The following is a 12957-nucleotide window of genomic DNA, read 5'->3' as shown; positions in this document are numbered from 1 at the left end:
CGGCTTCACTTGACCACCATGAACAGGCTCGGGAGCCAGGTGGAGAAGGCCGGCACGAAGGTCACCACGCCGAGCGCGAAGATCAGCGCGCCGTAGAAGGGCCAGATGGTGCGCATCACCGTGCCCACCGACACGCCGCCGATCGCGCAGCCCACGAACTGGGTGGTGCCCACGGGCGGTGTGTTCAGGCCCAGCGCGCAGTTGATCAGCATCACGATGCCGAACTGCACCGAGGTCATGCCGTACTGCTGCGCGATCGGCAGGAAGATCGGCGTGCACAGCAGGATGGTCGCGGCCATGTCGAGGAAGGTGCCCAGCACGAACAGGATCACGTTGATCATCAGGAAGATGACCCAGGGCGTGCTGGTGATCTGCGACAGCATCTGGCCGGTGAGTTCGGCCACGCCGTAGAGGCTGATCAGGTAGCCGAAGGTGCTCGAGATGCCGATCAGCAGCAGGATCACGCCGGTGGTGCGCACCGCCTTCGAGGCGGCCTTGATGAAGTGCTCCCACTTGAGCGTGCGGTACAGCAGGATGGTCAGCGCCAGCGCGTAGAGCACGGCCACCGCGGCCGATTCGGTGGCGGTGAAGATGCCCGAGAGGATGCCGCCCAGGATCAGCACCACGATGAACAGCCCCGGCAGCGCCGCCGCGAAGGAACGCGCCACGATGGCCCAGCCCGGGAAGGTGCCCTTGGGGTAGCCGCGCTTGACCGCCACCAGGTAGGCGGCCGCCAGGTTGCTCAGCGTGAGGATCACCGCGGGCAGCAGCGCCGCGAGGATCAGCGCCGCGATCGACACCTTGCCGCCGGCCGCCAGCGAATAGATGATCAGGTTGTGGCTGGTGGGCATCAGCGCGCCGACCAGGGCCGCGTGCGTGGTCACGTTGACCGCGTAGTCGGCGTGGTAGCCCTCCTTCTTCATCATCGGGATCATCACCGCGCCCATGGCCGAGACGTCGGCCACCGGCGAGCCCGAGACGCCGCCGAACAGCGTGCAGGCCACCACGTTCGACATGCCCAGCCCGCCGCGCACATGGCCCACCAGGTTGCGCGCGAAGTCGACGATGCGGTCGGCGATGCCGCCGTACAGCATCAGCTCGCCGGCGAAGATGAAGAAGGGGATCGCCAGGAAGGAGAAGATGCCCATGCCCGAGGTCATCTGCTGGAAGCCCACCGCGAGCGGCAGGCCTTCGTAGGCCAGCGTGGCCAGGGCCGAGAGCCCGATCGAGAACGCGACCGGCACGCCCAGCAGCAGGAACAGCGTGAAGGAGATGCAGAGAATCAGCAGAGGGATGGTCATGCGGTCAGCCCCATGCAGGTTCGACTTCGCGGCCCTGGGCGAGCGCGATGATGTGTTCGATCGAGAACATCACGATCAGCACGCCGGAGATCGCGGCCGGCACGTACTTCCAGCCTTCGGAGATCCACAGCGTGGGCAGTCGGTAATCCCACACCGATTCGGCCAGCGAGGCGCAGTTCCAGGCCATGGCGGCGCCGAAGACCAGCACCAGCGCGTGGATCAGGTATTCCATCTTCAGGCGCAGCCAGTCGGGCGCGAGCACGAGGAAGGACTCGAGCCCGATGTGGCCCGCGTCGCGCACGCCGACGGCCACGCCGAACATCGTGACGTAGAGCACCAGCAGCAGTGCCAGGCTCTCGGCCCAGGTGGGCGTGTTGTTCATGACGTAGCGGCCGAACACCTGCCAGCTCACGGCGCAGATCACCGCGACGAGACCGACGATGCCCAGCCACATGCAGGCACGCGCGAGCGTGCGGCAAATCTTGGTGTACATGGTTTTGTTCTTTGTCTTGCGCCCGCCCCCGCTGGGGGAGGGCAGGGGTGGGGGCCCGCGGCACGCTGCGAGGCCCCCGTCCCGACCTTCCCCCGGAGGGGAAGGAGCGAGGTGCTACTTCGTGTCCTGCACCCGCTTCACGAGGTCCTTCAACTTCGCGTCGGTGATGAACTTGTCGTACACCGGCTTCATCGCGGCCTGGAACGGCGCCTTGTCCACGTCGATGATCTCCGCGCCGCCGGCCTTCACCGTGGCCAGCGACTTGATCTCGCGCTCTTCCCACTGCTTGCGCATGTAGGGCACCGACTCCTTGGCGGCCTGGCGGATCCAGCCCTGCTCCTGCGGCGTGAGCTTGTCCCACACGCGCTTGGAGAACAGCAGCATCTCGGGCGCCATCGAGTGCTCGGTCTTGCTGTAGTACTTGGCGACCTCGAAGGCGCGCGCGCTCTCGTAGGTGGGATAGTTGTTCTCGGCGGCGTCGATCAGGCCGGTCTTGAGGCCGGTGTAGACCTCGCCCATGGGCATCGGGGTGGCGTTGGCGCCCATGGCCTCGAGCATCGAGACCCACAGGTCCGACTGCTGCACGCGCACCTTCAGGCCCTTCATGTCGGCGAAGCTGCGCACCGGCTTCTTGGCGGTGAACATCGAGCGCGCGCCGCTGTCGTAGTAGGCCAGGCCAATGAAGCCCTGCTTCTCGCAGCTCTTCAAGATCTCCTCGCCGATCGGGCCGTCGAGCACTTTGTGCAGGTGGTCGACCGAGCGGAACAGGAAGGGCATGGTCGGCACCTGCGTCTCGGCGCAGATGTTGTTCATCGGGGCGATGTTCACGCGCACCATCTGCAGCGCGCCGATCTTGGTCTGCTCGATGGTGTCTTTCTCGTTGCCGAGCGAACTGTTGTTGTAGACCTTGATGCTGTGCTTGCCGCCCGACAGCGCCTTGAGGCGCTCGCTCATGAACTTGACCGCGGTCACGGTCGGATAGTCGTCGGGGTGGATATCGGCCGAGCGGAACTCGGTGGCGTGTGCACCGCTGCCGATGAGCGCTGCGCCGGCACAGGCGGCGAGCGCGATCAATGTGCGTCGGATGGTCATTTGTCTTCCTCTTGCTCTCGTTGGTGGGATCGAAAAACGGGTGGGCTGCTAGAAGGCGCAGGCCGGCTCGGGCAGGCCGCGCACGCCGGGGCGCAGCGCGAACACGCCGCCGGCCAGTGGCTGGTCGGCCACGTCGCCGCCGGGGCGGATCGAGGTGACGTAGAGCGTGTCGAGCCCGGCGCCGCCGAAGGCGCACATCGCGGGCTTCTTCACCGGCACGGCGAGCGAACGGTCGAGCCTGCCGGCGGGCGTGAAGCGGTGCACCAGCCCGGCGTCGTTGCCGCAGATCCAGTAGCAGCCGTCGGCGTCGACGGCCGCGCCGTCGGGCCGGCCGGGCAGGGGCTTCATGTCGACGAACAGGCGGCGGTGGTGCGGCGTGCCGGTGTCGGGGTCGTAGTCGAAGGCCCAGATCGCCTGCACCGAGGGGTGCGAGTCGGACAGGTACATCGTGCGGCCGTCGGGGCTGAAGCCCAGGCCGTTGGGCACGATCAGCTCGTCGATCTGCAGCCGCAGCGCGGCTTCGGCGTTGACGTCGCTCTGGTAGCGGTAGACGCGGCCGACGCTGCGGCCGGCCGCCATGTCCATCAGCATCGTGCCGGCCCAGAAGCGGCCCTGGCGGTCGCAACGGCCGTCGTTGAAGCGCATGCCGTGCGCGGCGTGCACCGCGTGGGCCAGCGGCGTGGTGGCCAGCGTGCCGTCGTCCCGCGTGGCGATGGCGAACAGGCCGCTCTCCATGCCCGCGATCCACTGGCCCGGATGGCCGGCGCGCGGCGCGATGCAGGCCAGCATCTCGTCGCCGGTCCAGCTGCTGTGGGCGCCGCTGCCGGGGTCGAGGCGATGCAGTTGCCTGGCCGGGATGTCGACCCAGTAGAGCGCTTGTTCCGCGGTATGCCAGACGGGGCTTTCGCCCGTGGCATTGCGTGCGTCGAGGACGAGTTCGGCGGCGTTGGCCATGAGATCAGTGCGGGCAGTGGCCCGCTGGGTTGCCGAGGGAAATGCCCCTTCCAGACACACCGCGGAACCGGCTTTGCCGGGCCGCTGGTGTGGCCCCCTCGAAGGGGGAGGGAGGAGCGACACGCAGTGCGCGGAGCCTGGGGGTGGTCATTTCAGAAAGGGCCCTGGGCGGTGAACGCACCGCCCTGGTAGATCGCGTTCGGGTCGTTGGGCGCCACAGGCGGCTGCGCCTCGACCTGCGCCCGAAAGACCTCCGAGCCGTCCTGCGGGACGAAGCCCAGGTGCGCGGCCGCAGCGTTGTCCCACCACAGGTCGCGGTTGGCCGACATGCCGTAGACCACGGTGTGCTTCACGTCGGGCGTGAACAGTGACTTCTCGATCAGCGTCGTCAGGTCGCGGTAGCTGAGCCAGGTGCTCATCATGCGGCGGTTGAGCGGCGCGGGAAAGGAGGAGCCGATGCGGATGCTCACGGTCTCGATGCCCCAGCGGTCGAAGTAGAACTGCGCCAGGTCCTCGCCGAAGGATTTCGACAGGCCGTAGTAGCCGTCGGGCCGGCGCGCGACGTGCGCATCGAGCGGCTCGTCCTGGCGGTAGAAGCCGATCACGTGGTTCGAGCTCGCGAACACCACGCGCTTCACGCCGTGGCGGCGCGCGGCTTCGTAGAGGTGGAAGGTGCCCTTGATGTTGGCCTCGAGCACTTCCTCGAAGGGCCGCTCGACCGACACGCCGCCGAAGTGGGCGATGGCGTCGCAGCCCCGCACCAGCGCATCGACCGCCGCCTTGTCCGCCAGGTCGCAGGGCACGACCTCTTCGTTCTCGCCGCTTGCCGGCGCCATGCCCGCGATGTCGGACAGCCGCAGCACCGCGGCCGAGGGCTTGAGCGATTCGCGCAGCACTTTGCCCAGCCCGCCGGCGGCGCCGGTCAACAGCAGCCGACCCAGTTCCTTTGCCATGGTCGCTGGGTCCTCAGGCGGGCTTGAACACCGTGGCCGGCAGGTCGCGACCGTGGTACTTCTTGTAGATGGTGTTGAGCTTGCCGTTCTTGATGTTGGCCGCGACCCAGCCGTCGACCCATTCCTTGAGCTTGGGGTTGCCCTTGTTCATCGTGATGCCCAGGCCCGAATCGAGCTGCGAGAACTTCATCTCGTAGTTCTTGCCCGGCGCGCGCTTGTTGACCTCGCCCATGTTCGAGGGCGTGCTCGAGAAGATGTCGACCTGGCCGGTCACCACCGAGGTGATCAGCGTCGCGTCTTCCTCGTAGCGCATGATCTCCGCGCCCTTGGCTTCGCGGGTGGTGATGGTGTCGTTGGTGGTGGCGCGCGTGAGGCCGATGCGCTTGCCGCTCAGGTCGGCGTAGCTGGCGATCTTCATGTCCTTGGGTGCGGCCACCATGATGGTGATGGCCGAGTAGGGGATCGAGAAGTCCACCACCTTGGCGCGCTCCTCGGTGATCGAGAGGCTGGAGATGACCACGTCGGCGCGTTGCGCCTGCAGCGTCGGGATGCGTGCCGCGGTGTTGATCGGCACGATCTGCAGCTTGACGCCCAGGTCCTTGGCGAGCTCGGTGGCGGTGTCGACGTCGGAGCCGGTCGGCTGCATGTTGGCGTCGGTGTAGCTGAACAGCGGCGTGCCGATGGCGATGGCCACGCGGATCGTACCGGCCTTCTTGATGTCGTCGAGCTGGTCGGCCATGGCGGCCTGCGCGAGGCCGCCGGCGAGGGCCAGTGCGATGCAGCTGCGGGTGAAGAGGGTGCCGAGTGTCATGAAAGTCTCCTGGAATGGATGGGGAGGAAATGAAATGAACCGGGCTGCCTGTTCACAGCCCGTTGTTCAGGAAGGCATGCAGCTCCGGCGTTCTGGGCGCGTCGAGCATCTCGCCGGTGCCGGTCTCCCACACCGTGCCCTTGTGCATGTAGATGATCCGGTCGGCCACGCGCTTGGCGAAGGCCATCTCGTGCGTGACCAGCAGCATGGTCATGCCGCCGGCCGCAAGGTCTTCCATCACGCGCAGCACCTCGCCGGTGAGCTGCGGATCGAGCGCCGAGGTGACCTCGTCGAACAGCATGACCTTGGGCGACATCGCGAGCGAACGCGCGATGGCCACGCGCTGCTGCTGGCCGCCGGAGAGCTGTTCGGGGTAGGCGTCGGCCTTTTCCACCAGGCCCACCTGCTCGAGCACGCGCAGGGCGACTTCGCGCGCTTCGCTGCGCGACTGCTGCTTCACGTGGCGCAGCGCCAGCATGATGTTCTCCTGCACCGAGAGGTGGGGGAAGAGGTTGTAGCTCTGGAACACGATGCCCACTTCGAGCCGCAGCTTCTTCAGGTCGACGCTCGGGCTGTCGACGCGAATGCCGCAGACCTCGATGCTGCCCTGGTCGATGACCTCGAGCCGGTCGATGCAGCGCAGCGCCGTGCTCTTGCCCGAGCCGCTGGCGCCGATGATGGCGATCATCTCGCCCTTGGCGACCTCGAAGGACACGCCCTTGAGCACCTGGTTGGCGCCGAAGCTCTTGTAGACCTGGTCCAGCTTGACGATGGGCGCGCCGCGGGCCGCGTCGTGGGCATGGCTGCCGCCCGCGGGGGCGGCGAGGTCGACCTGGGCGCGGGCCGGCGACGGTTTATCGATTGGCGACATTGAGTTTCTTCTCCATCGCTTCGCTCCAGCGCGACAGCGGATAGCACAGGGCAAAATAGAAGGCACCGACCAGGAAGGGCTGGAAGATGGTGTTGTTGATGATCTGGCCGGCGCGCGTGAGCTCGACGAAGCCGATCACCGAGGCCAGCGAGGTCATCTTGATGATCTGCACCAGGAAGCCGACGGTGGGCGGCAGCGACAGGCGCACGGCCTGCGGGATGATCACCAGGCGCAGCGTCTGCCAGCGCGAGAAGGCCAGGCATTCGGAGGCTTCCCACTGCGGCTTGGGCATGGCCTCGATGCAGCCGCGCCAGATGTCGCCCAGGTAGGCGCTCACGTAGATCATCATCGCCAGCCCGGCCGCCACCAGCGAAGGCAGCGAGAGCCCGTAGACCGACAGGCCGAAGTACACGATGAACAGCAGGATCAGCAGCGGGATGCCCTGGATGCATTCGATGTAGATCAGTGCGGACCAGCGCAGCCAGGCCCGCGGCGAGATGCGCGCGAGCATCAGGCCGAAGCCGCCGATCGCGCCGAGCGCGAAGGCCAGCGCCGAGAGCACCAGCGTCCAGCCGATGGCCTGCACCAGGTAGAGCAGGTGCGTGAAGGTGAAGCTGCCGAAGTTCACGGGCGCACCTCCGCGCTTCGCGCTGCGGTGCAAGCGCCTTCGGGCGGCCGTGCGGCGCTCATGCAGCCCCCCCATGCACGGCGACGGTGGCCGTCGAGCCCGCTGGCTGGAACTTGCCCGCCTGCGCGGCCGCGCGGCGCACCACGCGGCGGCGGCGGAACAGGTACTCGCCCAGCGCCCAGGTCACGAGCTTGATGAACAGCGACAGCACCAGGTACAGCGCCGCGACCACGATGTAGGTCTCGAGCGAGCGGAAGGTGTCCGACTGCACGGTGTTGGCGATGGCCGTGAGCTCCTCGGCCGAGATCTGCGAGGCCATGGCCGAGGCCTGCATCATCAGCAGGAACTGGCTCGTGAGGGCGGGGTAGACCTTCTCGATCGAGGGCTGCAGCATCACGTGCCAGCCGATGCGCCATTTGGACAGGCCCAGGCATTCGGCAGCCTCGATCTGTCCGCGCGGCACCGACTCCAGGCCGGCCCGAATGATCTCGGCCGCATAGGCCGCGATGTTGATCACCATCGCGAGCACGGCGGCCGCGAAGGTGGGCATGCGCACGCCGAAGCTGGCCAGGCCGAAGTACAGCAGGAAGATCTGCACCAGGAAGGGCGTGTTGCGCACGATCTCGATGTAGAGGCTGCAGACGCGGGCCAGCGGCTTGATCCGGCTGCGCTTGGCGAAGGCCACCAGCGTGCCGATGGCGACGCCGATGAGCACCGCCAGCGCGGTCATCTTGAGCGTGAGCCAGGCGCCGTTGACGAAGACCGGCCAATAGGGGGCCAGGGGAGCGAAGTCGAGCGAATACTTCATGTGAGTGCCGGAGCGGAACTGCCGAGCCTCCTCAGAGGCTTGGACGCCCCGTGACGCGGTTTCCGAGGAGGTCTGGGTGGTATGTCATCTGTTGTCGTACAACCTGCTTGTCGATTATCATCGTGACCATGGTTCAGTCGATTGCGGGTAATCCCTTGGCGTCAGACGCGCCGCCGGACGTCGGTGCCGGCGGGGCTGCGGCGGGGGCTGCTTTCGCGGGCCGTCCGCGCCAGCGCGGCCGCAGCCTGGCGCACGGGCTGGTGGAAGACCTGAGCGAGAAGATCCGCAGCCAGCTGCTGCGCCCGGGCGACAAGCTGCCGACCGAGTCGGCCATCATGCAAAGCTTCGGCGTGAGCCGCACCGTGGTGCGCGAGGCCCTGTCGAAGCTGCAGGCCGCGGGCCTGGTCGAGACCCACCACGGCATCGGCACCTTCGTGCTGCAGCCGCGCGCGGGCAGCGTGTTCCGGCTCGACGCGGGCGACATCGCGACCTCGGTCGACGTGCTGGCGGTGCTCGAATTGCGCATCAGCCTCGAGACCGAATCCGCCGGCCTGGCCGCCAGCCGCCGCACCGAGGAACAGTTGCAGGTGATGCGCCAGGCGCTCGACGACTTCGAGCGCAACGTGGCGGTGGCCGGCGACACCGTGGCGCCGGACTTCCGCTTCCACCTGCAGATCGCACAGTCGACCGGCAACCCCTATTTCGCGGACATCATGAGCCACCTGGGCACCACGATCATCCCGCGCACCCGCATCAACGCCATCCGCACGCTGGACCGCAACGGGGCCTACCTGAGCCGCGTCAACCGCGAGCATGAAGAGATCTACGCGGCCATCGCTCGGCGCGACCCCGAGTCGGCGCGGGCGGCGATGCGCATCCACCTGACCAACAGCCGCGAGCGGTTGCGCATCGCGCAGGAAGAAGCGGCGCAGCGCGCCGCGCAGGACGCGGCGGCGGCCACCCCACCAGCGCGCGGCTGAGGCCGCGCGATCCCGTGCATCGTGCGGGACAAGGCTGGACAAGTCATTTCTTAAGTTGTACGATGACTGACCACTTCGCCGGTTCACGGTGCAGGGAAGATTTCACCGACAGGAGACAGACCACCATGCTTTCCCATCGCCGCCGCCTGCTGGGCGCCGCCTCCCTTGCCGCACTTTCCCTGGGCCTGCCCCTGGCCGCCAGCGCGCAGGCCGGCTGGCCTTCCAGGCCGATCAAGATCATCGTGCCGTACCCGCCGGGCGGGTCGTCGGACATCATTGCGCGCGCCATCAGCCAGCCGCTGTCGGAGGCCCTGAAGCAGAGCGTGATCGTCGAGAACAAGCCCGGCGCCAACGGCAACCTCGGCGCGGACTTCGTCGCCAAGTCGGCGCCCGACGGCTACACGCTGCTGCTGTGCGACGTGGGCGCGCTCGCGATCAGCCCCTCGGTCTACACCCGGCTGTCCTTCGACCCCTCGACCGACCTGCGCGGCGTGACCATGCTGGCCTATTCGCCGCACCTGCTGGTGGTGCATCCCTCGGTCAAGGCCAACAACCTCAAGGAACTGGTCGCGCTGTCGAAGACCAGCGACCTCAACTTCGCGGTCACGGCCACCGGCAGCGCGCCGCACCTGGCCGGCGTGGCGCTCGAGCGCGCCAGCGGCGCCAAGTGGACCTACGTGCCCTACAAGGGCGGCGTGCAGGCGGTGCAGGACACGGTGTCGGGCCAGACCAACGTGCTGATGAACGGCATGCTGGCCACCTTGCCGCAGGTGCAGGCCGGCCGGCTCAAGGTGCTGGCGGTGTCCAAGGCCACGCGCATGCCGCTGATCGGCGACGTGCCCACCATCGCCGAGCAGGGCGTGCCGGGCTACGAGTCGGGCACCTGGCAGGGCGTGCGGGTCGCGAAGGGCACGCCCGACGCGATCATCCAGCGCCTCAACAAGGAGCTGATCACCGTGATCCGCTCGGCCGACATCCGCTCGCGGCTGGCCGGGCAGGGCGCCGAGGTCGTGACCATGGCGCCGGCCGAGGAGGAGCAGTTCTTCAACAAGGAACGGGCGCGCTGGGCGGCGGTGGTCAAGGCGGCCGACATCAAGCTGGACTAGCCCCCCAGGGCTTCGCGCACTTCGTGTCACGGGCGCCTTCCCCCCTCCGGGGGCACAACCAGCGGCCCGGCGGAGCCGGTTCCGCGGTTGTTCACGAACAGAGGCGTTGGCTTCTTCTTTTTTTCTCTCATCAACTTTTCTTCATGGTGCTTCGATGAACCCCCAAGAACTCAAATCCATCATGGGCTCCGGCCTGCTCTCCTTCCCGCTGACCGACTTCGACGCCAACGGCGACTTCCACAAGAAGGGTTACGAGAAGCGCCTCGAATGGCTGGCGCCCTACGGCGCGAGCGCGCTGTTCGCGGCCGGCGGCACGGGTGAATTCTTCTCGCTGACCGGCGACGAGTACCCGGGCATCGTGCAGACCGCGGTCGACACCTGCCGCGGCGTGGTGCCGATCATCGCGGGCGCGGGCGGCCCGACGCGCTTCGCGATCCAGTGCGCGCAGGCGGCCGAGAAGGCCGGCGCGCACGGCATCCTGCTGCTGCCGCACTACCTGACCGAAGCCGGCCAGGAAGGCCTGGCGGCGCATGTCGAAGCGGTGTGCAAGAGCGTGAAGTTCGGCGTGATCGTCTACAACCGCGCCACCAGCCGCCTCAAGCCCGAGACCCTGGCCGGCCTGGCCGAGCGCAACCCGAACCTGGTGGGCTTCAAGGACGGCGTGGGCGACATCGAGGCCATGGTCGCGATCTACCAGCGCATGGGCGACCGCTTCGCCTACCTGGGCGGCCTGCCCACGGCCGAGGTCTATGCCGCGGCCTACAAGGCGCTGGGCACGCCGGTGTATTCGTCGGCCGTCTTCAACTTCATCCCGAAGACCGCGATGGACTTCTACAAGGCCGTCGCCGCCGACGACCTGCCGACCCAGCACCACCTGCTCAAGACCTTCTTCATGCCCTATCTCGAGCTGCGCAACCGCGTGCCGGGCTATGCGGTGAGCATCGTCAAGGCCGGCGCGAAGATCGTGGGCCACGATGCGGGCCCGGTGCGCGCACCGCTGACGGACCTGAAACCCGACGAGATGCAAATCTTGAAGAGCCTGATCGACAAGCTCGGCAAGCAGTAAGCAGCCGGTGCACGATCCGACAGAACAAGAACGGAGACAAGCATGCTGTTGAAGAAAGCCTTCCTCATGGCCGCGGCCTCGGTGGCATTGGCCGGCTGTGCCGGCCTGACCTCCGGCGGCGGCACGACCGATGCCCCGGCCGTGGCCGCCGCCGCGGAGAAGCTGCGCGTGGCCATGATCGACCCCACACCCGCCGCGCTCGACGCGCTGGTGGCCGAGGACCTGAGCTACGGCCATTCGGGCGGCAAGGTCGATACCAAGGCCAGCTTCATCGCCGACCTGATGAGCGGCGCCTCGGACTTCGTCACCATCGCGATCACCGAGCAGAGCGTCAAGGTGGCCGGCGATGCGGCGATCGTGCGGCACACGCTCACGGCCGACACCCTCGACGGGGGCAAGCCGGGCAAGGTCGCGATCAAGATCCTCCAGGTCTGGCAGAAGCAGGGCGGCGGCTGGAAGCTGCTCGCGCGCCAGGCGGTCAGGCCGCCGCAATGACGACCCCCGTCGTCACCGAGTTGCGCGTGGTGCCGGTGGCCGGCCACGACGGCATGCTCATGAACCTGAGCGGCGCGCACGGCCCCTTCTTCACGCGCAACCTGCTGATCCTGAAGGACAGCGCGGGCCGCACCGGCGTGGGCGAGGTGCCCGGCGGCGAGAAGATCCGCCAGACGCTGGAAGACGCGCGCGGCCTGATCGTGGGCCAGCCCATCGGCCGCCACAACGCGGTGCTCAATGCGATGCGCGCACGCTTCGCCGACCGCGACAGCGGCGGGCGCGGCACGCAGACCTTCGACCTGCGCGTCGCGATCCACGCGGTCACGGCGGCCGAAGCCGCGCTGCTCGACCTGCTGGGCCAGCACCTCGAGGTGCCGGTGGCGGCGCTGCTCGGCGAAGGCCAGCAGCGCGACGCGGTGCAGATGCTGGGCTACCTGTTCTACGTCGGCGACCGCACCAAGACCGACCTGGCCTACCGCAGCGAACCGGAGGCCGACAACGACTGGTTCCGCCTGCGCCACGAAGAGGCCATGACACCCGAGGCCATCGTGCGCCTGGCCGAGGCCAGCCATGCGCGCTACGGCTTCACCGACTTCAAGCTCAAGGGCGGCGTGCTGCGCGGCGAGGAGGAGGTCGAGGCGATCCGTGCGCTGCACGCGCGCTTCCCGCAGGCGCGCGTCACGCTCGACCCCAACGGCGGCTGGCTGTTGAAGGATGCGATCCGCCTCACGCGCGACCTGCACGGTGTGATGGCCTACGCCGAAGACCCCTGCGGCGCCGAAGGCGTGTTCTCGGGCCGCGAGGTGATGGCCGAGTTCCGCCGCGCCACCGGCCTGCCCACCGCCACCAACATGGTGGCCACCGACTGGCGCGAGATGGTGCACAGCCTGTCGCTGCAGTCGGTCGACATCCCGCTGGCCGACCCGCACTTCTGGACGATGCAGGGCTCGGTGCGCGTGGCGCAGCTGTGCCAGGCCTGGGGCCTGACCTGGGGCTCGCACTCGAACAACCACTTCGACGTCTCGCTCGCGATGTTCACCCACGTGGCCGCGGCGGCGCCGGGCCAGGTCACGGCCATCGACACCCACTGGATCTGGCAGGACGGCCAGCGCCTCACCAAGGCGCCGCTGCAGATCCAAGGCGGCTACGTGCAGGTGCCGCAGCAGGGCGGCCTGGGCGTGGAGCTCGACATGGACGAAGTCGAGAAGGCGCACCGGCTGTACCTGCAGCACGGCCTGGGCGCGCGCGACGATGCGCTGGCCATGCAGTACCTGGTCCCGGGCTGGCGCTTCGACAACAAGCGGCCCTGCATGGTGCGCTGAGGCCCGCGCCGCCCTTGGGGCCCAGGAGCCCACGGTTTCGCAAGAGGCCGTGGGCTTTTTGGCGTTCAAAAGGGGCC

Annotated in this window: 14 protein-coding genes; 5 read left to right on the top strand and 9 right to left on the bottom strand. The window is 68.0% G+C overall.

The annotated features are described in order from the left end of the window. Positions 1-5: 5 nt before the first annotated feature. From A9977_RS06265 to A9977_RS06225, 9 genes are all read right to left on the bottom strand, one after another. Positions 6-1301 carry a TRAP transporter large permease gene (locus tag A9977_RS06265; RefSeq protein ID WP_183024011.1) on the bottom strand — a complete coding sequence of 432 codons (1296 nt, stop codon included), beginning with the start codon at positions 1299-1301 and terminating at the stop codon, positions 6-8. A gap of 4 nt (positions 1302-1305) precedes the next feature. Continuing rightward, positions 1306-1794, bottom strand: coding sequence for a TRAP transporter small permease (locus A9977_RS06260; RefSeq protein WP_183024010.1), 489 nt, complete (start codon positions 1792-1794; stop codon positions 1306-1308). A gap of 114 nt (positions 1795-1908) precedes the next feature. Beyond that, complete coding sequence (locus A9977_RS06255) at positions 1909-2886, bottom strand: TRAP transporter substrate-binding protein (RefSeq protein WP_183024009.1); 978 nt, start codon at positions 2884-2886, stop codon at positions 1909-1911. Between the two features lie 48 nt (positions 2887-2934). Then, positions 2935-3840, bottom strand: coding sequence for an SMP-30/gluconolactonase/LRE family protein (locus A9977_RS06250; RefSeq protein WP_183024008.1), 906 nt, complete (start codon positions 3838-3840; stop codon positions 2935-2937). Positions 3841-3992: 152 nt separating this feature from the next. After that, entirely contained in the window at positions 3993-4793 is an 801-nt protein-coding gene (locus A9977_RS06245) for an NAD(P)-dependent oxidoreductase (RefSeq protein WP_183024007.1), read from the bottom strand. A gap of 13 nt (positions 4794-4806) precedes the next feature. Further along, complete coding sequence (locus A9977_RS06240; RefSeq protein ID WP_183024006.1) at positions 4807-5604, bottom strand: transporter substrate-binding domain-containing protein; 798 nt, start codon at positions 5602-5604, stop codon at positions 4807-4809. A 52-nt stretch (positions 5605-5656) separates the two neighbouring features. Beyond that, positions 5657-6475, bottom strand: coding sequence for an amino acid ABC transporter ATP-binding protein (locus tag A9977_RS06235; RefSeq protein WP_183024005.1), 819 nt, complete (start codon positions 6473-6475; stop codon positions 5657-5659). Further along, positions 6459-7103, bottom strand: coding sequence for an amino acid ABC transporter permease (locus A9977_RS06230; protein ID WP_310936097.1), 645 nt, complete (start codon positions 7101-7103; stop codon positions 6459-6461). Before A9977_RS06230 ends, A9977_RS06235 begins: the two co-directional genes overlap by 17 nt. A 58-nt stretch (positions 7104-7161) precedes the next feature. After that, positions 7162-7911 carry an amino acid ABC transporter permease gene (locus tag A9977_RS06225; protein WP_183024003.1) on the bottom strand — a complete coding sequence of 250 codons (750 nt, stop codon included), beginning with the start codon at positions 7909-7911 and terminating at the stop codon, positions 7162-7164. Between the two features lie 128 nt (positions 7912-8039). Here A9977_RS06225 and A9977_RS06220 point away from each other — a divergent pair, with 128 nt between their 5' ends. The 5 genes from A9977_RS06220 to gudD all read left to right on the top strand — a co-directional run bounded on the left by A9977_RS06220 (position 8040) and on the right by gudD (position 12880). Further along, complete coding sequence (locus A9977_RS06220; protein ID WP_183024002.1) at positions 8040-8891, top strand: FadR/GntR family transcriptional regulator; 852 nt, start codon at positions 8040-8042, stop codon at positions 8889-8891. Between the two features lie 125 nt (positions 8892-9016). Next, the gene (locus tag A9977_RS06215) at positions 9017-9997 is read left to right on the top strand and encodes a tripartite tricarboxylate transporter substrate binding protein (RefSeq protein WP_183024001.1); all 981 of its coding nucleotides are present in this window, start codon (positions 9017-9019) and stop codon (positions 9995-9997) included. Positions 9998-10151: 154 nt separating this feature from the next. Then, on the top strand, positions 10152-11063 hold the full coding sequence (kdgD, locus tag A9977_RS06210) for a 5-dehydro-4-deoxyglucarate dehydratase (RefSeq protein WP_183024000.1): 912 nt from the start codon (positions 10152-10154) through the stop codon (positions 11061-11063). Positions 11064-11105: 42 nt separating this feature from the next. Further along, positions 11106-11558, top strand: coding sequence for a nuclear transport factor 2 family protein (locus A9977_RS06205; RefSeq protein WP_183023999.1), 453 nt, complete (start codon positions 11106-11108; stop codon positions 11556-11558). Beyond that, positions 11555-12880: a glucarate dehydratase gene (gene gudD / locus A9977_RS06200; protein ID WP_183023998.1), complete on the top strand. Its 1326-nt coding sequence runs from the start codon at positions 11555-11557 to the stop codon at positions 12878-12880. The genes A9977_RS06205 and gudD overlap by 4 nt, the downstream gene beginning before the upstream one ends. Positions 12881-12957: the final 77 nt, after the last annotated feature.

Origin of the sequence: Variovorax sp. UMC13 (assembly GCF_014170375.1) — a bacterium.
GTDB lineage: Bacteria > Pseudomonadota > Gammaproteobacteria > Burkholderiales > Burkholderiaceae_C > Variovorax.
The sequence above is the reverse complement of the archived record's forward strand: the minus strand, read 5'-3'. Positions and strand labels throughout refer to the sequence as shown.